Here is a 22,207-nt window from a genome sequence, read left to right as displayed (position 1 = left end):
CCGGCTCCGCGGCAGCCGGCGATCAGCAGGAAAGGAAGTCATGCATGAAATTTGCCGTTCTTGACTTTGAGACGACTGGCGTGTCGTCGCAGCAGGATGAGATTATACAAATTGGCATCGCGGTCGTCGACGAGACGGGCGCGCTGCTGTCTTCATACAGTTCGTTCGTCAAGCCTACGCGTCCGATCCCGGCATTCATCACAGGGCTGACCGGCATCAAGGACGAGAACGTGGCCGACGCGCCGGCAATCGAGGATGTCATCGCCGAGACGGTGCCGCTGCTTCACGATGCCGTGCTCGTCGCGCACAACGCGGGTTTTGACGCCGCCTTTTTGCAAGCCGCTCTAGAACGGAGCGGTTATTTGCCGTTTTCGGGGCGGGTATTGGATACGGTGGACCTGGCCCGGCTCGTTTTTCCGTTCATGCCGTCGTACCGGCTCGGCGCGATCACCCACGATCTGGGCATCGTACACGAGCGGCAGCATCAGGCCGACAGCGATGCGCTGGCGACCGCCGAAGTGCTGATCGCCTGTCTGAACAGGCTGCGCGCGCTCCCTACGCTCACGCTGGAGCGTCTGTGCGAGCTGACGGACGGCGAACACAGCGATCTGGGCTGGCTGCTCGCCTCGCTGCGCAGCGAACGGGACACCGCCTGGTTCGAGGAGCCGGACGGCTACCAATACTACCGCCAATTCGCCATGCGCATCTCGGATTGGACCGAGGACGATGCGGACCGCGAGGCCCAGCGCCAGCAGTCCGAGCGCGCGCTGTCGGAGATGTCGTTCGAGGCGTACCTGGACGGCGTCTCCGGCCGGATGCAGGAGCTGTTCCCCGGCTACGAGCAGCGGGAAGGCCAGCGCATTATGTACGACGAAGTGCACAAGGCGCTGTCGGACGATTCGCATCTGCTCGTCGAAGCGGGCACCGGAACGGGCAAGTCGCTCGGCTACCTGCTGCCCTCCCTTTATTATGGATTAAAAGAAAATAAAAAAATCGTCGTGACCACGCATACGATACAGCTGCAGGAGCAGCTGCGCCAGCGCGACCTGCCGCTCCTGCAGGAGGTGTTGCCGGTCCCGTTCAAGGCGGCCGTCTTCAAGGGCCGCAGCAACTACATGTGCCTGCGCAAGTTCGAGCAGCAGATGCAGACGCCCGCCTTCGCGCTCACCCGCGAGGAGGCGGTGACGCGCGGCCAGCTGGCCGTCTGGCTGTCGGAGACCGAGCGCGGCGAAGCCGAGGAGCTCAATCTCGGGAGCCGCTCCAAGGAAGAGTGGGGCGCGGTGGCGAGCGATGCCGACTCCTGCCTCAACCGGCAGTGCCCCTGGTTCCGCAAGTGCTTTTATCACCGCGCCCGCCAGGATGCGCTCAAGGCGGATCTGGTCATCACGAACCATGCGATGGTATTCACCGACATGCGCGCCGAGCATCGGCTGCTGCCGGCATACGACCGTCTGATCGTCGACGAAGCGCATCATATGGAAGAGGTCGCGAGCAATCATCTCGGGCGGCGGATCGGCTACGGGGCGCTCACGGCCGCGCTCGTCAGGCTGGCCAAGGATATGCGGTCGGGACAGCTGCCGAGCCTGATCTCGCAGCTGACCGGGCAGACGGCAGGCGCGAACAGCGATGCCTGGTCCGAGCGGGCGGAGGAGCTGCTGCCGCGCGTACAGGAGCTGAGAGAGGCGTGGGAGCAGTGGACGGACCGGCTGTACGCGCTGCTCGCCTCGAGCAGCGCCGCGGACGATGCCGGCGCGCTGAGCCTGCGGCTGAAGCCGGACGCGCTGCCCCGCGACTGGGAGTCGATCCGGGTCGACGGGGACAACGTCATTCTCCGGCTGTCCGATCTCGTGCGTCCGCTGGACAAGCTGCTCGCCGAAGTCCGGGAGCGCAGCGAGGATCTGGCTTTGCAGGGCTTGCTCACCGATATGAACGGCACCGTCAAGGAGCTGTCGAACCTGCGGGCCGACCTGCAGTCGTTCGTATCGTTGTCCGAAGAGAGCTCCGTATACTGGATCGAGGGACATACGCAGTACAAGAGCCGGTCGATCTGGATGTATATCGTGCCGGCGGACGTGAGCGGGCTGCTGAAGGACGGTCTGTTCGGTCAAAAAGAAAGCATCGTGCTGACTTCGGCGACGTTGACGGTGGACAAATCGTTCCAATATGTCAAGGAGCAGCTCGGACTCGACGAGGCCGAAGCGCAGGGCCGCCTGCGTACGGCGCAGCTGCCTTCGCCGTTTAACTACCGCAAGCAGGCACTGCTCCTGATACCGAGAGACTTCCCGGGAATCAAGGGGCGTGACGGGGAAGCCGCCTTCGTGAAGGCGCTGACCGCTTCGCTGGCTGAGGTCGCTGTCGAGACCCGGGGACGCATGCTCGTGCTGTTCACCTCGCACAAGATGCTCAAGACGGTGTACGAGCCGCTCAAGGCGGCGCTCGCGCCCGGTGATATTCAAGTGCTGGGGCAGGGGATGGACGGCAGCAGCCGCAGTCGGCTGACGGGCCAATTCATGGACCAGCCGCGGTCGGTGCTGCTCGGTACGAGCAGCTTCTGGGAGGGCGTCGACCTTCCGGGCGACGCGCTGACCTGCCTTGCGATCGTCCGCCTGCCGTTCCAGCCGCCGAACCATCCGGTGACGGAGGCCAAGAGCGAGCGGCTCACGGCCCAGCGCAAAAATCCGTTCATGAAGCTGTCGCTGCCGCAGGCCGTCATCAAGTTCAAGCAGGGCTTCGGCCGGCTCGTGCGGACGGCCTCGGACAGAGGCATCGTCATTTTGTACGATACACGCGTCATCGACACGAGCTACGGCAAATACTTTTTGTATTCGCTGCCCGGTCCCAAGATGGAGCATCTGCCGCTGGCCGGCCTCGTCTCCCGCGTCCGCGAATGGCTGCAGCCGGCTTCGGAGACGCCTGCCGACGCTGCGGCTGCCGGAGCGGACGGTTCGCAGGGCGGCGCGGCCGCAGACGGCGAGACCGCGGCCGCCGCCGAGGATTCCGCTGCTCAGGAGGCAGCATCCTCCGCGGACGGGCGTACGCAGGAGCCCGCCGCTCCAAAACGAAGCCGCGCGAAAAAATCGAAGGAAACTACCATCAAGGCGCCGGAAGGGGAACGAACCACTTGAAGCAGGTGAAAATATCGGAAGCGGTCGTCAGGCGCCTGCCCATCTATCTGCGGTATCTGAACGAGCTGAGCATCAGCGACGTGCAGACCGTCTCGTCCCAGGATCTCGGCGAGAAGCTCGATCTCAATCCCGCCCAGATCCGCAAGGACCTGGCGTACTTCGGCGAGTTCGGACGCAAGGGCGTCGGCTACAACGTAGGTTATCTGATCGAGAAGATCCGCCATATCCTGAACCTGGACCGCCCGATCCATGTCGCGCTGGTCGGCGCGGGCAACTTGGGCAGAGCGCTTTGCAACTACAATATGTACCTCAAGGACAATATGAAGATCGTCTCCGTGTTCGACGACGATCCCGCCAAAAAAGGCGTCTCCATCGGCAACCTGACCGTCAATCCGATCCAGCTGCTGCCGCAGGAAGTGCGCGACAAAGAAATCTCGATCGGCATCATCACGGTTCCGGCGAGCGAGGCGCAGAAGGTGGCGGACCGGTTCGTCGAGGCCGGCATTCGCGCCATTCTGAACTTCGCGCCGACCGTGCTGAAGACGCCTGCGGGCATACGGATTCATCATGCGGACTTCACGAGCGAGCTGCTGAGTCTCGCTTATTATATGGACCACGATCAACAATCGGAAATGACCGACGAGAGCGAAGGAGACGAATTATGAAGCGTTGGCTGATTGAGAACGGCGTATTCGCGGAGCTGTCCGCGGACAGGCAAGTATTCGAAGGCTGGATGTCGATCGAGGGCGGGTATATCGCCGCATCCGGCGAAGGCGTCGCCCCCGGCGAGCTGCGCGACGCTGCCGAAGAGATCGTGGACGGACGGGGCTTGCTGTTCATGCCCGGCCTTGTCAATACGCACGGACACGCGGCGATGTCGCTGCTGCGCGGTCTGGCGGACGACCTCGTCCTGCAGGACTGGCTGGAAAATCATATGTGGCCGATGGAAGCGAAGTTTACCGGTGACGACGTATTCTGGGGCACTTCGCTCGCTGCTGCCGAGATGATTCTATCCGGCACGACGACGTTCGTCGACATGTACGATCATATGGACCGCGTCGCGGAGGTCGCTTCTGCAGCCGGACTGCGGGCGACGCTCACGCGCGGCGTGATCGGTCTGTGTCCGCCCGACGTGCAGACCGCCAAGCTAGGCGATGCCGTACAGTTCGCCAGAGACTGGCAGGGCGCCGCGGATGGCCGGATTCAGGTCATGATGTCCCCGCATGCGCCTTATACTTGCCCGCCGGATTATATCGAACGGATCGTCGCGGCCGCCCACGAGCTTAATCTCCCGCTCCACACCCATATGTCCGAGACGGCTGCGGAGGTCGAGTTTAACGTCAAGCAATACGGCGTCCGTCCCGTAGAGCATCTGGACAAGCTCGGGCTGTTCTCCCGCCAGTCGCTCGTCGCGCATGCGGTGCATCTGAACGACGAGGAGATCGCTCTGCTGGCCGAGCGCGCGGTCGCCGTCTCCCACAACCCGGTGAGCAATCTGAAGCTGGCCAGCGGCGTCGCCAGAGTGCCCGATCTGCTGCGCGCGGGCGTGACCGTAGCGCTGGGCACCGACAGCGCCGCCAGCAACAACAACCTGGACTTGTTCGAGGAGATCCGCATGGCGGCGCTGCTGCACAAGGGCGTATCCGGCGATCCGACCGCCGTCCCCGCAGCCGAGGCGCTGCGGATGGGCACGCTGTACGGCGCGCGCGCCATCGGGCTCGGCGATGTGACGGGCTCTCTGCGTCCCGGCTTCAAGGCCGATATTACGGCCGTATCGATCGACAAGCCGCATTTCATGCCGCGAACCGACTATATCTCGCATCTCGTCTATGCGGCGAGCGGCGCCGATGTCGCCCACGTGTGGGTGGACGGGCGCCAGCTGATGCGCGGACGGGAGCTGCTCACGCTTGACGTCGAACGCATTCGCTTCGAGGCGCAGCGCAGCTTCGAGAGGCTGCGCGGATGACGCCGAGCCGGACGGCTGCGCGCAGGAGGCAGTCCGTGTGGACCGGATGGCGGCTCGCGACGATCATCGCCGGCTTCATCGTATTCGTCGCCGTGCTGTTCGCCCTGTATGTCCGCAGCGCGGACGAGGACTATCGCAGAGAGTCGCATGACGCGATCGCCAGAGCCAAGCAGGAGGCGGGCCTCACCAAGATCGAAGCTGCGACCAAGCACGTATGGGAGCAGTCCGTCTGGGTGGTCGAGGGCCGCGACGGCACGAATACCGAGTGGTTCGTATGGCTGCGCGATGACGGCACAGTGAAGGAAAAGGCGAGCGACGGACTGACGCAGAGCGAAGCCGAGCAGCGATTCGAGTCGGGGCATCCCGGCAAAAAAATCGTCCGTACGCTCCCCGGATGGTTTTCGGGCCAGCCGGCATGGGAGATCCGTTATATCGACGACGCCAAAGAAGCCAGACAAGCGATCGTATTTCTGTCTTTTAAAGACGGGAGCGAGCTTAAATCCTACAACCTGATCGCATAGCCATCATGATTCAATTTTTGCGGCCGCGCACTGAGCGCAGGCCGTATTTTTTTGCGCGCAACTCCACTCTTACCCGGCTGGCAAACATTTGACACAACTTTTTAAGCGTATATGTATTAAAAGTCTATCAAAATATGATATACTGACCGATGTACTGTTGTAGCGGATGAATTGATATACGAGATGCGCAACTTACTAAAGGAGGCTAATGCCTGAATGAAAATGCGAATCCTGCCTATAGCGACGACGGCGGTGTTATCGGCTGCGGTGTTGTTCGGCGGTTGGTTTGCTTATCGTCATTATGGCGTAGAGCAGCCGCTCGACCGTACGGCGGCGAAGGTGCCGGGCGTCGAATCGGCGCATACGGACATGAATGCGGACGGCATTACGTTAAAGGTCAAGCTGAGCAAGGACGCCGATCTGGCGGATGTATATAGAACGGTAAAGGAAGAAGGCGCGCGCTCGATCGGCTCCAAGAGCCTGAAGCTCGTGGCGGAGAACGCCGACAACGAGAAGCTTGAGAAAATATGGCGCTCGGCGCTGTTCGACGTCGCGCAGGCGATGGACCGCAAGGAATATACGGGCATTCGCGATGCGATGGCAAAGCTGTCGTCCGAGACGCCCGGACTCGAGGCTTCGACCGAGATCGACGATGACAACGTTTATATCAGTCTCAGACTCGACGGCAGCGCCAAATATGTGATTTTACCGCGTCAGGGAGACCGGATGGAGGTGTGGCCGAATGCATAATTGGAGAACCTACGGCAAAGAGATTGCGATCGGATTCGTGCCCGTTTTCCTGGTCTTTATGATTTTTGTCGGCGTACCGCCGCTGCCGCTCCTGCTCGGCGCAGGTCTGGCGACCGGCCTGCTGTTCCTGGCCAAGTCGCGCAGCGGCATGGCATTCGGCGGCGCTATGCGCAAGACGGCGACCCGGCCTCCGGCTTACCTGACGTTCGAGGATATCGGCGGTCAGGAGCAGGCCAAGCGGGAGCTCGTCGAGGCGCTTGATTTTCTCGTGCAGCGCGAGAAGATCGAGAAGCTCGGCATTCGGCCGCTCAAGGGCATCCTGCTCACCGGCCCTCCCGGCACGGGCAAGACGCTGCTGGCGAAGGCCGCCGCGAAGCATACGAACTCGGCGTTCGTGGCCGCATCCGGCAGCGAATTCGTAGAGATGTACGTCGGCGTCGGCGCGGGCCGCATCCGCGACCTGTTCCGGCAGGCGCGCGGCATGGCAACGAAGCAGAAGAAGGACAGCGCGATCATCTTCATCGACGAGATCGACGCGATCGGCGGCAAGCGCGACGGCAGCCAGAACAAAGAGTACGACCAGACGCTGAACCAGCTGCTGACCGAGATGGACGGCATTCAGGGCGACGAGTCCGTGCGCGTGCTCATCATCGCGGCGACCAACCGCAAGGAGCTGCTCGACAGCGCGCTGACCCGTCCCGGACGGTTCGACCGGCACATTCAGGTCGACATGCCGGATCGCCAGGGACGCGAGCATATTTTGAAGCTGCATGCCCGCAACAAGCCGCTGGCCGACGACGTATCGCTCTCGAAGGTTGCGGAGGAGACGTTCGGCTTCTCCGGCGCCCAGCTTGAGAGCGTCATGAACGAGGCCGCGATCTACGCGATGCGCGAGGAGAGCGAGCAGCTGCGGCCGGTGCATCTGGCGCAGGCAATCGACAAGGTGATGATGGGCGAGCGGATGGACAGGGAGACGACCAGCGAGGAGCGCGAGCGCGTGGCGCTGCACGAGCTCGGTCATGCGATCGTCGCCGAGTCCGTACGGCCCGGCAGCGTCGCCCAGGTATCGCTCACGCCCAGAGGCCAGGCGCTCGGCTACGTGCGGCATCATCCGCGCAAGGACAGCTACCTGTATACGAAGGCCTACCTCGAGGCGCAGATCCAGATTGCCCTCGGCGGCGCGGCCGCGGAGGAGCTGCATTACGGCGGACGGAGCACCGGCTCACGCGGCGACTTCGATCAGGCGACCAACATCGTCAGGACGCTGATCGAATCCGGCATGACCGATCTCGGCATCATACATCCCGAAGCGCTGACCGCCGAGCAGTGGTCCAAGGAGAACGCCCGCATCCTGGACGCGCTGACGGAGAGCACGAGGCAGCTGCTGGCCGGACATATGGACACGTTCGCCAAGCTGCTCGACATTCTGATTCGCGAAGAGACGCTGTCCGGCGATGAGCTCCGCGCTCATCTCAGCGCTGCGGCAGCCTGATAACGGTCGTCCTGCATGCCGATCCTTGCGGCAGCGGGACGGCTTTTTCCTATTTTTCGGAGCTTTGCGTGACGCCGGCTTTGTCGAATGACCGATCCGCAGAATTGTGGTAACATAATAATTTGAACCGGATGTCATTTGTCTTCGTCCAATAATGAGGTGGTTGCTTGCAGAGCTCTGACGCTAATTTTGAGTATCTTAAATATATGAGCGACTCCGACGACAAAAAAACGGTGCTGCATGAGCTGATGACCGCCTATGGCAAGGAAGTCTGGAACTTTGCGTTCAGCCTGACGCGCAAATGGGATGTCGCAGACGATATTACGCAGGACGTATTTGTCAAAGTATTTAAAAATCTGGATACGTTTCGAAGCGATTCTTCGATTCGTACCTGGCTGTTGACCATCACGCGCAACACGGTAATCGATCATCAGCGCTCCGCGTTCATACGCCGCGTATCGCTGACGGATTGGAGCCTGGAGACCGGTCAGCGGCGTTCGGTGGAGGATGACGTCATCGAACAGCATGCGGTGAACGACCTATGGAAATTGGTGCTGAAGCTTCCCGTTAAATCACGCGAGGTATTGATCCTTTACGCGCATCACCAGCTGTCGCTGAAGGAGATTGCCGAGGTGCTCGGCGTGACCGAGGGAACCGTGAAGTCGCGGATGTTTCACGCTCGCCGCAAAATCGCCAAGTTGAAGGAGCGTAGCCCCCATGGAACAGAATGACAGAGATTTTATGCAGCAGTTGTCGCGCGGGCCGCTCACCAAAAATGGTTTTGACGCGAGACTGGTCGCCCGGATCGAGGAGGCGATCGACCGTCCCGTCGCCCGGCGCAGACCCTGGATGCGTCTCGGCTGGCACGGCGCTGGCGTCGGAGCGCTGGCCGTGCTGCTGCTTTTCGCAGGGTTCTGGCATTGGTCGTTCGGGTCCGGGGGGCTGGCCGGCTCGATCGAACTCAAGGGCGCCGTCCAGACGGCGGGCACGGAGTCGCCGATGTTCGCGGACGCGCGGGCCGAACTGCACTCGGCGTTGCTCCTGGGCCTTCGCAGCGACAGCGCCAGCGATACGGGCAATGTGGTGAGCGGGTATCGGACGCTGTTCGTCGCGCCGGAGGACGGGCAGTTCGAGCTCGAAGCCCAGGGCGAGGGCATCGTGATGCCCTACGGACAGAACTTCTGGAAGATCGACTCCGTATCGTCGGCGCCCGATGCCGATGCGCTCAGCCAGAAGCTGATCGCATATCCGCTGACAGGAAAAGAGGCGGCCAAGACGAATGCGATCCAGCTGCGCCAAGTATCGGAGGTGCCTCTGATGGAGCGGCTGCTGTTCGTGGGCAACAAGTACGTGTCCGTCGAGCAGAATCTGTCCGATGCGCCGAACCGCAAATACCGCTGGGTCAAAGACATGGATCAAGTCGCTTCGACATCGGTGCGGGCAGCGTTCGAGCCCGAGCAGGAGCCGCATGTGCCGCTTGCGGCGGCGATGCGTGAGGCCGGAAATGTCGCTACCGCCGAAGCTGAGGCCTCCCCGGCCGTCGGACTCGAGCAATGGTCGATCATCAGGCGTACCGGCAGCTGGGTCGCGGCGGCGGCCGAGACGACGAACGGCCAGCCGTATGCGCCGCTCGAGAATGCGACGCTGACGGAGCTGAAGACGCCGCTGCCCGAGTCCTTCAACCAGTTCGATACGCTGTATCCGACCTGGTCGCAGGTGCTGAAGATCGAACCGGCGGCCAAGGACGCGTTCTCGTCGCCGAACGAGGATATGCTGGTCGTCGTCCTCGAAGACGAGCTCGTGATCTATCCGTACCGGCAGCTGGGCGGCGACCGCAACCCGCTCCGCTTGTCGCTGGAGGCGGGCGAGACGCTCGTCATGGCGCAGTGGGCGAAGGAAGACAAGTATGTGACCAACTGGAAAAAGCAGCTCGCCGAGCTGCTGAGCGTTCCGACAAGCACGGCCGGCGTGGAGTAATAGCATTATAGGAGCTGTCCCAAGTCATGGATTTGACCGGGGCGGCTCCCTTTTTTTGACATTTTCCACTGCTGATCGGAGCAGGATGCAAGCGATATCGGCGCGAAGCGCCGCTGCAGCAACAGCGCAGGAGAAGCGGAGCGCGCGTTCGCTCGGAAATGCTTCAACGCAAATTAATACTTTACTAAGGTAACGCATTAACGTAATATTGAGTTAAAGTGGAATGGGAGGATTCAATTCCCCACAAGTCAAAGGAGATGGAGCAAGCTGATGCCAAACGACTCGAACGACCCGAACAATCGATCGACAATGCAGACTGAACATCAGCCCGGGATCGGTCCGGCCCCGCGCGCGACACTGTCGAACATCAAGCCCTACGTTCCGGGACGGGCGATCGCGGATATCCGCGCACAATTCGGAGTGGAGCGGGTCGTTAAGCTGGCCTCCAACGAGAACCCGCTCGGACCTTCGCCGCTCGCGATCAAGGCCGTTCATGATCTGCTGCCGGAGGTGCATCGTTATCCGGACGACAGGGCCGGCCTCCTGGTTCGCAAGCTGGCGGTGCGGCTGTCGCTGCCGCCTTCGCAGCTGATCGTCGCCAACGGGGCCGACGAGCTGATCACACTGCTCGCGGAGACTTATCTGGACCCCGGCGACCGCCTGGTCACATTTGCGCCGACGTTCAGCGAGTATGAATTCGGCGCCCGGCTCATGAACGCCGAGACGGTCAAGTTGCGCCTGCGCGAAGGCTTCGAGCTGTCCGCGGACGATATGCTCGCCGCCGTGGACGACCGCACGAAGCTCGTCTATGTCTGCTCGCCGAACAATCCGTCGGGTACCTATATGCCAAGGGCGCAGCTTCGTCTGCTGCTGGAGCGGCTGCCTGCGGGCTGCCTGCTGGTGCTCGATGCCGCTTACGCTCACTTTGCGGACGCGCCCGACTACTGTGACGGGTTTGATTGGCTGCGCGAGGGGGATAGACTCGTTATTTTGCAGACGTTCTCCAAGGCGTACGGGTTGGCCGGTCTGCGCGTCGGTTATGCCGCGGGTCCGCCCGACGTGATCGCGAGCATGCTCCGTGTCAAAGAGCCCTTCAACGTCAATGCGCTGGCACAGGCTGCCGCAGCGGCGGCGCTGGACGACGAGGCCCATCTGGCTGCCACGCTGAAGACGATCAGCGCTGGCCGGACGCAGCTGCGCGAAGGTCTGCGCCGTCTCGGCATCGACAGCATGCCGTCGCAAGCCAACTTCGTGCTCGCGGACTTCGGAGACCGCGCGCGGATAGTGTATGAATCGCTCCTGCGGGGCGGCATTATCGTCCGCTCCGGGGAGGGCTGGAATCTGCCGCGCCATTTGCGCATATCCGTCGGGACGGAGGCGGAGAACCGCATCTTGCTTGAACGGCTGGCGGATATGCTGCCGACCTGAGCCTGACGCGATCGCGCACGCTTGTCACATCCTTGACGCAGAACCGCCGCAAAGCCTTCTCATTGTCCCGGACCCCGTCGGTTTATGTCGGCGGGCGGGTATGATAAGATGGGAATGTCAGGTTGATTGCAGATGTGTAGCTGCGGAAGGAGAATGCGCATGTTTCGGACGATCGGAGTCGTAGGAGCGGGCACGATGGGGCAGAGTATCGCCGAGATGCTCGCCGTCAAAGGGTTGGACGTGCATCTGACGGACAGCTCGGCGGAGCGGCTCAAGCAGGCGCTTCAATCGCTCGGGAAAAATCTCGACCGCCAGATCGAGCGATGGGCGATTACGCAGGCGGAAAAAAAACTTATTCTGAACCGAATTCATACAGAGCCTTCGCTCACGCATCTGGCTGAGTGCGATCTCATCATCGAGACGATCAGCGAGGACCTGGAGAGCAAGAAGGCTGTCTTCCAGCAGCTCGACGAAGTAATCCCCGAGGACCGGGTGCTGGCGAGCAACACGTCGACGCTCAGTCTGACGGAGCTGGCGAGCGTGACCAAGCATCCCGAGCGCGTCATCGGGATGCACTTCGTGTATCCGGCGTTCAGAATCGATGTCGTGGAAATTATCAGAGGCCTGCAGACGTCGGACGACACTTTTAGCAGAACCAAGGAATTCATCGAGCGCGATCTGTCCAAAAAAGGCGTCATGGTGTTCGAATCGCCGGGCTTCGTGACGACGCGTCTCATCTGTCTGCTCATCAACGAATCGCTGAATGTGCTGCAGGAGGGCGTCGCCTCGCCCGAGGACATCGATACCGCGATGCGCATCGGGTATCAGTTCCAATACGGACCGCTCGAGATGGCCGACCGCTTCGGGCTCGATTCGGTATGGGCCGCGCTGGACCGGATGTTCCGGGAATACGGGGAGCTCAAGTACAGGCCTTCCATTCTGCTCAAGAAGAAGGTGCGCGCAGGCCAGCTCGGCGTGAAGACCGGCCAGGGCTTCTTCAAGTACACCAAGGATGGTGAGCGCAAATCATGAACATACTCGTCATCAATGCAGGCAGTTCATCTTTGAAGTATCAGCTGTACGATATGAAGACGGAGGCCGTGCTGGCCAAAGGCCGCGTGGAGCGGATCGGCATGGAATCGTCCATCCTGACGCATGAGGTGGAGGGACAGCCGGAGGTGCGCGAGGTCAGCGAGATTCTCGAGCATACGGTCGCCGTCCGCAAAGTGCTCGACATGCTCACCCACCGCCGCTTCGGCGTGCTGCGCAACATCGACGAAGTGGAGGCTGTCGGCCATCGGATCGTGCACGGCGGCGAGACCTTCAGCCGATCCGTGCTGATCGACGCGCAGGTGAAGCTGGAGATCCGCAAGCTGTTCGATCTCGCGCCGCTGCACAATCCCGCGCATATGATGGGCATCGTCGCCGTGGAGACGAACCTGCCGGAAGTGCCGCAGGCCGTCGTGTTCGATACGGCATTCCATCAGACGATGCCGAAGACGTCGTATTTGTACGCGATCCCGATGGTGCTGTACCGCAAGCATCAGATCCGCCGCTACGGCTTCCACGGCACCTCGCACGACTATGTCAGCAAGCGGGCCGCCGAATATTTGGGCCGACCGCTCGAGGAGCTCAAGATCGTCAGCTGCCATATCGGCAACGGCGCGAGCTGCACGGCAATCTTGGACGGCAAGTCGATGGACACGAGCATGGGCATGACGCCGCTCGAGGGGCTCATGATGGGGACGCGCAGCGGCGATCTGGACCCTGCGATCGTGCCGTATGCGATGAACAAGGAGGAGCTGACGCTCTCCGAGGTGAATTCCATGCTCAACAAGCATAGCGGTCTGATGGCCATCTCGGGCGTCAGCAGCGACATGCGTGAAGTCGTACAGGCGATGAACGAAGGCAGCGAGCCCGCGAAGACCGCATTTGAAATGTATACGTACCGGCTTCGCAAGTATATCGGCGCCTATGCGGCCGCGATGAACGGGATCGATGTGCTGCTGTTCACGGCGGGCGTAGGCGAGAATTCCGACGTGCTGCGCCAGTCTGTCTGCGAGGGGCTGACCTTCCTCGGGCTCGAGCTCGACGAAGCCCGCAATCGCGTGAGGTCCGGCGAACCGCGCCGTATCTCCTCGGACGCCTCGAAGATCGAGGTGCTCGTCGTCCCGACCAACGAGGAGCTGCTGATCGCCAGAGACACCTACGACCTCGTACGCGAGGTCAGGGAGGCTGTAGCGCATGAGTGACGCAGCGGGCACGGCGAGGAGCCTTGCCGAGGTCTATATGGACGGCGCGGCCAGCATCCCATATGCCCTGCTGCGCGTGTACCGGATGCTGTCGCTGACCGATACGGAGTGCATGCTGCTCATTCAGCTCATCGCATTCAGACAGCTTGAGCAGAACGACTTTCCGACGACGGAGCAGCTGCAGCAGCGGCTTGGCGCTTCGGATGCGGTCATCGGAGAGACGCTGCAGAAGCTGCTGCGGCGCGAGCTGATCGCGATCGACGAGATCGGCGACCCGCAGTCGGGCGTCCGGTCGGAGCGGTACAACCTGTCCGGCCTGTATCAGGCGGTCGCCCAGCTGGTCGTATCCGGCGAAGCGCCGATCCAGTCCGCCGGCTCGAGCTCCGGTCCCGGCGTTGGCGGCATGGCGGCGGCACAGGACGGACAAGTCCATGCCCGCGCGGCATCCGCAGGCGGCATGAAGGCAGCAGCCGACGGCCGCGGAGCGGTACCGGTCAACCTGTTCGCCGTATTCGAGCGGGAGTTCGGCAGACCGCTCTCGCCGATGGAGGTCGAGACGATCGGCGGCTGGCTCGATCAGGACAAGTACGCGGAGGAACTGATTCTGTTCGCACTCAAGGAATCGGTGTTCGCAGGCAAGCTATCCTTTCGATATATGGACCGGATTCTGCTCGAATGGAGCCGCAACCGCGTCCGCAGCGTAGAGGAAGCCCGGGCGCATGCCCAACGATTCAGGGCCGGACGCTGACCGGCAGCCGGACGAATGCAATCGAGTTGATCATAAGGAGAATTCACTAATGGAAAAGCCGTTATATCAGAAATTGTATTACAAAACGGGCAGAGCGCTCGTATACGGAGCGCCGGAGGGCTTCGATCTGGGCGTCGACGTCGAGACGGCGCTCGAAGGCCGCTTCGACTTCGTGCTCGTGTTCGTGAACAATACCGAGGACATGCTGAAGACGCTGCCCAAGATCATCCCGCTGCTGCAGCCCGACGCCGTCTGCTGGATCTCGTATCCGAAGCAGTCCGCCAAGGTCCAGACGGACCTGAACCGGGATTTGCTGTGGAGAATCATGGAGACCCGCACCGATTACCGCGTGATCAGCAACGTGGCGATCGACAGCGTCTGGTCGGCGCTGCGCTTCCGTCACAAGAGCCTGGCGAAGCCCGCGAAGTCCTGATCCGCCCAAGCGCGTTCGCTTGAAAAGCCGATTTCTCCGCATTCTGTCCGCTCCGATAATTTTCGGTTAAGTTTTCGGTCCGAGCCGCGTACATATAGGTATAAACGGCTAGGCTGGCGACAGGAACAGAAAAGGAGAGGATCGGTATGGACATATTGGGCGAGCTGCAGGTCATTCTTCCGGTTCTGTTTTGCGCTGTACTCGGCATCATCGCGGTGCTCGGCGTCCGAAGTATCGGGGAGTGGAGCCGCAACAACAGGAAGCCGCTGCTGTCGGTCGCATCGCGCGTCATCGCCAAGCGTTCGCTCGTGCATTACCGTCACCATCACGACGACGGTGTCTCCCATCACCAATCGGATACGTATTATTACGCCACGTTCGAGCTTCCGGACGGCTCGCGCATCGAGTTCAAGCTGAGCGGCGGCGAGTACGGACTGCTGGCCGAGCAGGATGCAGGCATGCTGACGTACCAGGGTACGCGATATTACGGCTTCGAGCGCGAGCGCGACAGGGGCCTGCGGCTGGTGAGCCGTTCCTAAGCGGGGCAATTAGGATGGGCAGCGGAGGCGCTGTCCATTTTTGTTTTAGGCTGCCGGCGGGAGAGCGGTTGGGGGAGCAAATAAGGATGTAGCGTGTCTTTATTTCGCCGGAATGGCGTGTTTGGGGGGGGGGGGGGAATAAGAATGTGGCGCCACCTTATTTTGCCGAAATGGGGTGTTCGGGCGTAAATAAGAATGTGGCGCATCCTTATTTTGCCGAAATGGCGTGTTCGGACGTAAATAAGAATGTGACGCATCCTTATTTTGCCGAAATGGCGTGTTTGGGGGGGAATAAGAATGTGACGCAACCTTATTTTGCCGAAATGGCGTGTTCGGGCGTAAATAAGAATGTGTCGCAACCTTATTTTGCCAAAATGGCGTGTTCGGGCGTAAATAAGAATGTGACGCAACCTTATTTTGCCGAAATGGCGCGTTCGGGCGTAAATAAGAATGTGGCGCAACCTTATTTTGCCGAAATGGCGTGTTCGGGCGTAAATAAGAATGTGTCGCATCCTTATTTAATGGCCGGGGCCGCCGTAACGACAAAAGACCGCGATGCCCCGAGGGCAAAGCGGTCTTTTTGCGCATATGCGCATATGCGCATATGCGGATGTGCGAATTTGCATATTTGCGAACTCGCATATATGCGTCAGCGCTTGAGCAGCTGCATCCGGTACACGTATTCGAACAAAAACTCGAACGCCTCAAGATGCTTGCGCGCTTCGAATGCGTCTCGTCCCCACGCGTAGATGCCGTGCTTGCGCAGCAGGATGCCGGGGATACGCTTGTCCAGACGCACCTTCACCTCGGGCACGATGCGCGGGATGTCGGCGAAGTTGGAGACGATTGGCACGTCGATGACCGCTTCCTCGTCCCAGATATTGAACGCCTTGATCAGCTCGACGCCCTCGACGGGCACGGCGCGCCGCTCCCAGAACAGCTCGGAGACGATGCTGTTGTAGACGGAGTGGATGTGGAAAATGGCGCCGCAGCCGGTCTGACGGTAAATCTCACAGTGGATCAGCGTCTCGGCGGACGGCTTCAGCCGGGTGGCCTCGATCGGCGCGCCCGTCTGGTCGACGAGCAGGAAGTCCTCCGGCGTCGAGGCCGCCTTGTCTTTGCCGCTCGCCGTGACGGCGAATGCGAAGCGGTCCGGCTCGAAGCCGCCGACGCGCATCGACAGATTGCCGCTCGTACCGGGGAACCAGCCGCGCGCCGCGAAGTCGCTTTTGACGATATCCAGCTCGCGGTACACCCGCTGCTTGTCTTCCAACAATAGATCGTTCATGCCTGTTACCAATTCCCTTCATCGAGATACTTGACGACGTCGTAGAACGTCTCGAACGGCACATGCGCGAGTCCCAGCTCGCGGCAGCGCTCTGTCAGATGGGAGCGGGAGAAGACGAGATCGGCAAGCTTCGCCCCCGCGAAGTCGGTGACGCTGTCGCCGATCAGAATGCGCGTATATTCATCCTTCGGGAACCGGCGGATGACGGCTGTCTTGCACATGCCGCAGTCATTGTCGCAGTGCTCGTCGCAGGCGTGCGGCCACAAGATCTCGATGCGCTCGCCTTCGAAGCTGCTGCCGTTGCAGAAGATATGATCGGCGGGAATATCGAACGGCGCGAGCAGCGGATAGACAAAAAAGTCGATCCCGCCGCTCGTCACGTAAAACTCGACGCCGCTCTTCTGGCACCAGTCGAGCAGCTCGCGAAAGCCGGGGCGTATACCGGCCGTAGAGAGGATGTAATCCGTGATCTCCTGCCGCCGCGCGGAAGGAATCAGGGCGAACATCTCGCCGACGCCTTGGCGCACCGACTTGCGCAGCGCTACGATATCGTCGACAATCGGCGCCCAGCCCGGCGGATCGAAGTGCTTCATGACGGCGACGATATTGTCGCTCATCGTGATCGTGCCGTCAAAGTCGCAGAACAGTACGGGCGGCTTATTGAATGTGCGCTCGGTCACGGTCTGCGCACCCCCCAGCGTTCAAGCGCGAGCTTCAGCGGCTCGCGCGCAGCATCGGCGGCCGCGTACGCTTCGAGATCCGCGCCGGCCAGCACGCCGTCGATCGCCTGGCGGAACGCTTGTCCGCCGGCGGCCGCGCCGAGCGGATGACCGTGCACGCCGCCGCCGGCGTTGACGACGACATCCGTGCCGAAGTCATGCACGATGAGCGGCACGAGTCCGGGATGGATGCCCGCCGAAGGCACGGGCAGCACCGCCTTCTGCGGCAGCGCGCCGCTGACGAGCGCGTCCCGCACGGCCAGGTTCTCCGCCTTCGGCATGACGACGGAGCCGTACGGCGAGGGGAAGAGGGACAGGTCCGCGCCGGCGATGCGCGTGAGCGTCCCGAGCAGGACGGGAGCGGCGATGCCGTGATGCGGCGACGGATAGTAGGCGCCTGCGAGCGCGGGGTGAGCGGCGATCGGCACGCTGACCGCGGGATCGGCGGCCAGCTCCGCGAGCGCGTCGAAGCCGTAGGCCAGCACGTTGAACAGCAGGCCGTTGACGCCGGCGTCGATGGCGCGCAGCGCATTTTCCCGCAGCTTGGAGGTCGGTCCCGTCAAGTTGGCGAAGTAGATCAGCTTCTGCCCGGTGACGGCCTCGGCTTCGCGTGCGGCGGACATGCAGGCTTCGACGCGGCGCTCGAGCGGAGTGAGCGGATTTTCGAACAGAATCTCGTCATCCTTGATCAGATCGACGCCGCCGAGCGCCTGCTGGAGGAATTGCTCGCGCAGTCCCGCCAGATCGTAGCCGATGACCGACTTGAAGATGCTCATGAGCAGGGGACGGTCATGCACGCCGAGATATTGCCGGATGCCTGCCAGTCCCAGCTTCGGGCCGGGGAAGGCGGACAGAAAATCGCTGGACGGCGAGAGACCGGTCAGCTTGATGCGGCCGTCCATCGACAGCTTGCCGAAGATCGTGACGAGCAGGGCCGGAATGTCACGGCTGAAATTGAGATCGGGATACTCGATCGTAATGTCCGCATATCGCTCGCCGGGGGCAGCGTTCTCAGGCTCGTGCGCCGAGACGGATACGACCCGACCGAGATGCTGCTCCATTTTCTGCTTGGCAACTTCGGGCAGCTCCGTCCAGCTGCCGACCGTGAGTCCGACTGCGATGCCTTCCGCTTTTTTGGCGAAGTCGGCTTTATCGTCGTACAAGCGGTAGGTCGCTTGGCTTTTGTTTTGGCTCATCGTGTGACTTCCTTCTTTCTATGTTGAATCTGATGGCGATCGCGGCGAGAAGGTCTGATGGGGACGAAGAGCGCTGGGCGCTTAATCCCGCAGCGCCTCGTCCGCGATCGCACGGCCAAGCTCGCCCGCCCGCGCCGCGCAGTTCGACATGGCCGTCGTGATCGCACTATCGACGCCGAGCCGCTGCATCGTCTCGATCGCGGCCTGCGTCGTGCCGTTCGGCGACGTCACCTTGCGGCGCAGCTCGGCGGGCGCCTCGCCCGTCAGCCTCACCATATCGGCTGCGCCGCGAACCGTCTGCACGGTCAGCTCGCGTGCGGTGTCCGGCGTGAGCCCCTGCTCGATGCCGGCTGCGATCATCGCCTCCATGACATAGTACAAATAGGCGGGGCCGCTCCCGGATACCGCGGTCACCGCATCGAGCAGCGGCTCTGCGACGACCTGGGCGATGCCGACCGCGCCGAACATATCGAGCGCGAGGCGCTGCGCGTCCTCCGGCAGGCCGCCGGAGAAGGCGATGCCGGTCGCGCCGAGCCCGATGCTGCTGGACGTATTGGGCATCGTGCGGATGACGGGCTGGTCTGCGCGCGTCAGGCGGCGGATCGTGTCGATCGACAGGCCGGCGATGAGCGACACCAGCAGCTGCTCCGCACGCAGCGCGGGCGCGAGCGCCTTCAGTGCGGCAGCGGCGTCCTTGGGCTTCATCGCGAGGACGATGACGTCGGCCGAGGCGAGTGCATCCCGCCGTTCGGCATCGTTCGTTGCGGTCAGGACGCCGTAGTTGGCGCGCAGCTCGGCGAGACGCTCCGCGTTGGCGCGATTGAATACCGTGATGTTCCCGGCCGGGGCCGCGCCCGTATCGACGAGCCCGCGGACGATGGCTTCCGCCATCGATCCGGCGCCGTAGAAGCAAATTTTGGAGTCGGCAAGCTTGCTGCCTGGATTTTCGTTAGCTGGGTTTTCGTTCATCGTTGCATTTCTCCGCTCGTTAATTAATGTCGTTAAAATTTAATGTCGTGATATTATCCGCGAATTTGGCCGTTGCCGATAATGCGGTACTTGGTCGAGGTGAGCGCGGGCAAGCCCATCGGACCGCGCGCATGCAGCTTCTGTGTGCTGATGCCGATCTCTGCGCCGAAGCCGAACTCGAACCCGTCGGTGAAGCGGGTGGAGGCGTTGTGGTACACGGCTGCCGCGTCGACCTCTTGCAGGAAGCGCTCCGCGTTCGCTTGCGTCTGCGTCACGATGCATTCGGAATGCTTCGTACCGAAGCGGGCGATATGGGCCATCGCCTCGTCGAGATTGTCCACGATACGTACATTTAAAATATAGTCGTTGTATTCGGTCGCATAATCGTCGTCGGTCGCGGCGGTTGCCCAAGATACGCGGGAGCGGACGATCTCGTCGGCCCGCAGCTCGACGTTTGCCTCGCGGAAGCGGTCGGCCAGTCGCGTCAGATGCTGCTCCGCAAAGCCGGCATGAAGCAGCAGCGTCTCCATCGAATTGCAGACGGACGGACGCTGTACTTTGGCGTTCAGCGCGATCGCCTCCGCCATGCCATAGTCGGCCGTATCGTCCACGTACGTATGGCAGATGCCAGCCCCGGTCTCGATGACGGGAACGGTGGCATTCTCGACGACATTGCGGATGAGCGAAGCGCCGCCCCGCGGAATGATGACGTCGAGCAGTCCGTTCAGCTTGAGCATCTCGTTGGCCGAAGCCCGGCTCGCGTCCTCGATCAGCTGCAGCGCGTCCTCGGGGATATCGCTCCCCCGCAGCGCGCCGCGCAGTGCGGCGACGATGCGCCGGTTGGACTCGAGGGCTGCCGAGCCGCCCCGCAGCACGACTGCATTGCCCGTCTTGAGACACAGCCCGGCGGCATCTACAGTTACATTCGGCCGTGCTTCGTAGATGATGCCGACGACGCCGATCGGTACGCGCAGCTGCTCGATCTGAAGTCCGTTCGGCCGTTCGAACCGCGCGATCGTCTCGCCGACCGGATCGGGGAGTTCGATGATCTCGCGGAGGCCCCCGGCGATCGCTTCGATCCGGTCGGGAGTCAGCCGCAGCCGGTCGAGCAGCGACTCGGAGGTGCCGCCCGTCCGGCCGCGTTCGATGTCGATATCGTTGCCCGCGATGATGTCCGCCTGATTGGCGATTAGCGCATCCGCCATCAGGGCGAGCGCCTCGTTTTTTTGCGCCGTCGTCAGTCTGCCCAGCACCGCTGTGGCAGTTCCTGCTGCGGTCGCTTTTATTTTTGCTTCGCTCATGATCGTTTAACCTCCTTGGGTACGTATGTCGTTACCCATTCGTCTCGATGAATCACTTCGACGCGGCTGACCTCGACACGCCGCGCCGCCTCGTCGCTAGACAGCCCCGCGACTGCGGTGAGCTGCCAGGCGTCGTAGTTCGATACGCCTCTGCCGAGCGTGCGGCCTTCGCTCACGACTTCGACGACGTCGCCCGGGTGGAAGTCGCCTTCCACATGCGTGACGCCCGCCGGCAGCAGGCTCCGGCCGCCGTTCAGCAGCGCCGACTCCGCGCCGGTGTCGACAAAGATCCGCCCCTGGGGCACCGACAGGAAGCCGATCCACTGCTTCTTCGCGGGCAGCGAGTGGAGGGAGGCGGCAAAGTAGGTGCCCCTGCCGCGGCCTTCGACCGCGGCGGTCAGGTCGCCGGGCTCGGTCGAGCGGCCGACGAACGTCGGCACGCCGCCGCCCATGGCGATGCGCGCGGCCTCGATCTTGGAGCGCATGCCGCCGGTGCCGACCGATGAGCCGGCGCCGCCGGCGATGCCGTACAGCTCCTCCGAGATGACATCCACACGGTCGATCCGCACGGCGCTGGCGTCCTTGCGCGGGTCGGCCGTGTACAGACCCTCAATATCAGTCAAAATGTATAGCCCGGTCGCCTTGACGAGGTTGGCGACGAGCGCGGACAGCGAGTCGTTCTCCCCGAACTTGATCTCGTCGACGGCGACGGTGTCGTTCTCGTTGATGATCGGCACTGCGCCCTGCCGCAGCAGCTCCTCGATCGTGCGCTGCGCGTTCTGCGCGCGCTGCCGCTGGCTGAAGTCGGGACGCGTGAGCAGTATCTGGGCGGCCGCGATGCCGTACGGCGCGAACGCTTCCTGGTAAGCCTGCATCAGCAGCGCCTGACCGACGGCCGCGGCCGCCTGCTTTTCGTGCACGAGCTTGGGCCGGCTCTCGTACCCGACGGCCCGGAAGCCGGCCGCGATCGCGCCCGAGCTCACGAGCAGCACCTGCGCGCCGTCCCGCTGCAGGGCCGCAATCTCTGAGGCGAAGTAGCCGAAGCTGACCCTGTTCAGCCCGCCGGACTCGCCGGCGAGCGAGCTGCTGCCGATCTTGACGACAATACGCCGCTTCATGCGCGTCTCCTCCTAGTAGTTGTATTTTAGTTGATTCAGGTCCAACGCCATGCAAAAAAGCCCCCGTCCTGTTCAAAGGACGGGAGCTTGGGCTCCCGCGGTACCACCTTCGTTGACGGCCGCGACCTCGTGGGTGCGCGGACCGTCCGCTCGAACGCCCTGTAACGGTGGGCACCGTCCGGCTCGTCGCCGGACGCTCGGGGATGGGGAAAAGGAGGGCGGCCGTGCAAATTCTCGCAGCCTGGGAATTTGCTCTCTGGACGGTGCGGTTCACCTTTTGGTTCCCGTCATTGCGTATGAGGATGGACGGAGGCAACGCCTCTGCTGGCGCCGCCGATTGAACTAAGAATAGCACGGCCCTCCGGCCTTGTAAAGAAAGCGATCG

General features: G+C 62.2%; 20 protein-coding genes. 14 read left to right on the top strand and 6 right to left on the bottom strand.

Going from position 1 to position 22,207, the window contains the following annotated elements; genetic code table 11:
* The first annotated feature begins 44 nt into the window (after positions 1–44).
* The 14 genes from dinG to VQ071_RS09460 all read left to right on the top strand — a co-directional run bounded on the left by dinG (position 45) and on the right by VQ071_RS09460 (position 15,231).
* On the top strand, positions 45–3,125 hold the full coding sequence (gene dinG, locus VQ071_RS09525) for an ATP-dependent DNA helicase DinG (RefSeq protein ID WP_340513738.1): 3,081 nt from the start codon (positions 45–47) through the stop codon (positions 3,123–3,125).
* The gene (locus tag VQ071_RS09520; protein WP_340513737.1) at positions 3,122–3,790 is read left to right on the top strand and encodes a redox-sensing transcriptional repressor Rex; all 669 of its coding nucleotides are present in this window, start codon (positions 3,122–3,124) and stop codon (positions 3,788–3,790) included. Before dinG ends, VQ071_RS09520 begins: the two co-directional genes overlap by 4 nt.
* Complete coding sequence (locus tag VQ071_RS09515; RefSeq protein WP_340513736.1) at positions 3,787–5,091, top strand: amidohydrolase; 1,305 nt, start codon at positions 3,787–3,789, stop codon at positions 5,089–5,091. The genes VQ071_RS09520 and VQ071_RS09515 overlap by 4 nt, the downstream gene beginning before the upstream one ends.
* Before the next feature lie 35 nt (positions 5,092–5,126).
* Positions 5,127–5,612, top strand: a complete 486-nt coding sequence (locus VQ071_RS09510; protein ID WP_340513735.1) for a cell wall elongation regulator TseB-like domain-containing protein — start codon at positions 5,127–5,129, stop codon at positions 5,610–5,612.
* A 216-nt stretch (positions 5,613–5,828) separates the two neighbouring features.
* Positions 5,829–6,362 (top strand): hypothetical protein, encoded by a 534-nt coding sequence (locus VQ071_RS09505; protein WP_340513733.1) that lies wholly within the window; start codon positions 5,829–5,831, stop codon positions 6,360–6,362.
* Positions 6,355–7,854, top strand: a complete 1,500-nt coding sequence (locus tag VQ071_RS09500) for an AAA family ATPase (protein WP_340513731.1) — start codon at positions 6,355–6,357, stop codon at positions 7,852–7,854. The genes VQ071_RS09505 and VQ071_RS09500 overlap by 8 nt, the downstream gene beginning before the upstream one ends.
* 206 nt (positions 7,855–8,060) lie before the next feature.
* Positions 8,061–8,585 (top strand): RNA polymerase sigma factor, encoded by a 525-nt coding sequence (locus VQ071_RS09495; protein WP_340513730.1) that lies wholly within the window; start codon positions 8,061–8,063, stop codon positions 8,583–8,585.
* The gene (locus VQ071_RS09490) at positions 8,572–9,831 is read left to right on the top strand and encodes a hypothetical protein (protein WP_340513729.1); all 1,260 of its coding nucleotides are present in this window, start codon (positions 8,572–8,574) and stop codon (positions 9,829–9,831) included. Before VQ071_RS09495 ends, VQ071_RS09490 begins: the two co-directional genes overlap by 14 nt.
* Before the next feature lie 270 nt (positions 9,832–10,101).
* Positions 10,102–11,259, top strand: a complete 1,158-nt coding sequence (hisC, locus tag VQ071_RS09485) for a histidinol-phosphate transaminase (protein ID WP_340513728.1) — start codon at positions 10,102–10,104, stop codon at positions 11,257–11,259.
* Positions 11,260–11,418: 159 nt separating this feature from the next.
* Positions 11,419–12,291, top strand: coding sequence for a 3-hydroxyacyl-CoA dehydrogenase family protein (locus VQ071_RS09480; protein WP_340513727.1), 873 nt, complete (start codon positions 11,419–11,421; stop codon positions 12,289–12,291).
* Positions 12,288–13,511, top strand: coding sequence for an acetate/propionate family kinase (locus VQ071_RS09475; RefSeq protein WP_340513726.1), 1,224 nt, complete (start codon positions 12,288–12,290; stop codon positions 13,509–13,511). The genes VQ071_RS09480 and VQ071_RS09475 overlap by 4 nt, the downstream gene beginning before the upstream one ends.
* Entirely contained in the window at positions 13,504–14,259 is a 756-nt protein-coding gene (locus tag VQ071_RS09470; RefSeq protein ID WP_340513725.1) for a DnaD domain-containing protein, read from the top strand. Before VQ071_RS09475 ends, VQ071_RS09470 begins: the two co-directional genes overlap by 8 nt.
* A gap of 49 nt (positions 14,260–14,308) precedes the next feature.
* Positions 14,309–14,692, top strand: a complete 384-nt coding sequence (locus tag VQ071_RS09465) for a hypothetical protein (RefSeq protein ID WP_340513724.1) — start codon at positions 14,309–14,311, stop codon at positions 14,690–14,692.
* A gap of 146 nt (positions 14,693–14,838) precedes the next feature.
* Entirely contained in the window at positions 14,839–15,231 is a 393-nt protein-coding gene (locus tag VQ071_RS09460) for a DUF2500 domain-containing protein (RefSeq protein WP_340513723.1), read from the top strand.
* A gap of 649 nt (positions 15,232–15,880) precedes the next feature.
* Here VQ071_RS09460 and mtnB read toward each other — a convergent pair.
* The 6 genes from mtnB to proB all read right to left on the bottom strand — a co-directional run bounded on the left by mtnB (position 15,881) and on the right by proB (position 21,822).
* Positions 15,881–16,519 (bottom strand): methylthioribulose 1-phosphate dehydratase, encoded by a 639-nt coding sequence (gene mtnB, locus VQ071_RS09455; RefSeq protein ID WP_340513721.1) that lies wholly within the window; start codon positions 16,517–16,519, stop codon positions 15,881–15,883.
* A 5-nt stretch (positions 16,520–16,524) separates the two neighbouring features.
* A complete protein-coding gene (locus VQ071_RS09450; protein WP_340513720.1) occupies positions 16,525–17,199 on the bottom strand; it encodes a 2-hydroxy-3-keto-5-methylthiopentenyl-1-phosphate phosphatase in 675 nt (224 codons plus the stop codon).
* Positions 17,196–18,434 carry a 2,3-diketo-5-methylthiopentyl-1-phosphate enolase gene (locus VQ071_RS09445; protein WP_340513718.1) on the bottom strand — a complete coding sequence of 413 codons (1,239 nt, stop codon included), beginning with the start codon at positions 18,432–18,434 and terminating at the stop codon, positions 17,196–17,198. The genes VQ071_RS09450 and VQ071_RS09445 overlap by 4 nt, the downstream gene beginning before the upstream one ends.
* An 81-nt stretch (positions 18,435–18,515) precedes the next feature.
* Entirely contained in the window at positions 18,516–19,403 is an 888-nt protein-coding gene (gene proC / locus VQ071_RS09440; protein WP_340513717.1) for a pyrroline-5-carboxylate reductase, read from the bottom strand.
* Positions 19,404–19,456: 53 nt separating this feature from the next.
* Positions 19,457–20,704, bottom strand: a complete 1,248-nt coding sequence (locus VQ071_RS09435; RefSeq protein ID WP_340513716.1) for a glutamate-5-semialdehyde dehydrogenase — start codon at positions 20,702–20,704, stop codon at positions 19,457–19,459.
* Positions 20,701–21,822 carry a glutamate 5-kinase gene (gene proB / locus VQ071_RS09430; protein WP_340513714.1) on the bottom strand — a complete coding sequence of 374 codons (1,122 nt, stop codon included), beginning with the start codon at positions 21,820–21,822 and terminating at the stop codon, positions 20,701–20,703. The genes VQ071_RS09435 and proB overlap by 4 nt, the downstream gene beginning before the upstream one ends.
* Positions 21,823–22,207 lie beyond the last annotated feature (385 nt).

This window comes from Cohnella sp. 56 (genome assembly GCF_037963805.1).
Classification (GTDB): domain Bacteria; phylum Bacillota; class Bacilli; order Paenibacillales; family Paenibacillaceae; genus Cohnella.
Note: the sequence above shows the minus strand (reverse complement) of the source record. Positions and strands in the feature narration are given on the sequence as shown.

Excerpts from the sequence above, each read along its gene's own strand:
- VQ071_RS09500 (WP_340513731.1), top strand. The coding sequence starts at position 6,355 with ATGCATAATTGGAGAACCTACGGCAAAGAGATTGCGATCGGATTCGTG.
- dinG (WP_340513738.1), top strand. The coding sequence starts at position 45 with ATGAAATTTGCCGTTCTTGACTTTGAGACGACTGGCGTGTCGTCGCAG.
- proB (WP_340513714.1), bottom strand. The coding sequence starts at position 21,822 with ATGAAGCGGCGTATTGTCGTCAAGATCGGCAGCAGCTCGCTCGCCGGC.
- VQ071_RS09465 (WP_340513724.1), top strand. The coding sequence starts at position 14,309 with ATGGAAAAGCCGTTATATCAGAAATTGTATTACAAAACGGGCAGAGCG.
- hisC (WP_340513728.1), top strand. The coding sequence starts at position 10,102 with ATGCCAAACGACTCGAACGACCCGAACAATCGATCGACAATGCAGACT.
- VQ071_RS09490 (WP_340513729.1), top strand. The coding sequence starts at position 8,572 with ATGGAACAGAATGACAGAGATTTTATGCAGCAGTTGTCGCGCGGGCCG.
- VQ071_RS09480 (WP_340513727.1), top strand. The coding sequence starts at position 11,419 with ATGTTTCGGACGATCGGAGTCGTAGGAGCGGGCACGATGGGGCAGAGT.
- VQ071_RS09445 (WP_340513718.1), bottom strand. The coding sequence starts at position 18,434 with ATGAGCCAAAACAAAAGCCAAGCGACCTACCGCTTGTACGACGATAAA.
- mtnB (WP_340513721.1), bottom strand. The coding sequence starts at position 16,519 with ATGAACGATCTATTGTTGGAAGACAAGCAGCGGGTGTACCGCGAGCTG.
- VQ071_RS09460 (WP_340513723.1), top strand. The coding sequence starts at position 14,839 with ATGGACATATTGGGCGAGCTGCAGGTCATTCTTCCGGTTCTGTTTTGC.
- VQ071_RS09475 (WP_340513726.1), top strand. The coding sequence starts at position 12,288 with ATGAACATACTCGTCATCAATGCAGGCAGTTCATCTTTGAAGTATCAG.
- VQ071_RS09435 (WP_340513716.1), bottom strand. The coding sequence starts at position 20,704 with ATGAGCGAAGCAAAAATAAAAGCGACCGCAGCAGGAACTGCCACAGCG.
- VQ071_RS09495 (WP_340513730.1), top strand. The coding sequence starts at position 8,061 with ATGAGCGACTCCGACGACAAAAAAACGGTGCTGCATGAGCTGATGACC.
- VQ071_RS09515 (WP_340513736.1), top strand. The coding sequence starts at position 3,787 with ATGAAGCGTTGGCTGATTGAGAACGGCGTATTCGCGGAGCTGTCCGCG.
- VQ071_RS09470 (WP_340513725.1), top strand. The coding sequence starts at position 13,504 with ATGAGTGACGCAGCGGGCACGGCGAGGAGCCTTGCCGAGGTCTATATG.
- VQ071_RS09505 (WP_340513733.1), top strand. The coding sequence starts at position 5,829 with ATGAAAATGCGAATCCTGCCTATAGCGACGACGGCGGTGTTATCGGCT.
- proC (WP_340513717.1), bottom strand. The coding sequence starts at position 19,403 with ATGAACGAAAACCCAGCTAACGAAAATCCAGGCAGCAAGCTTGCCGAC.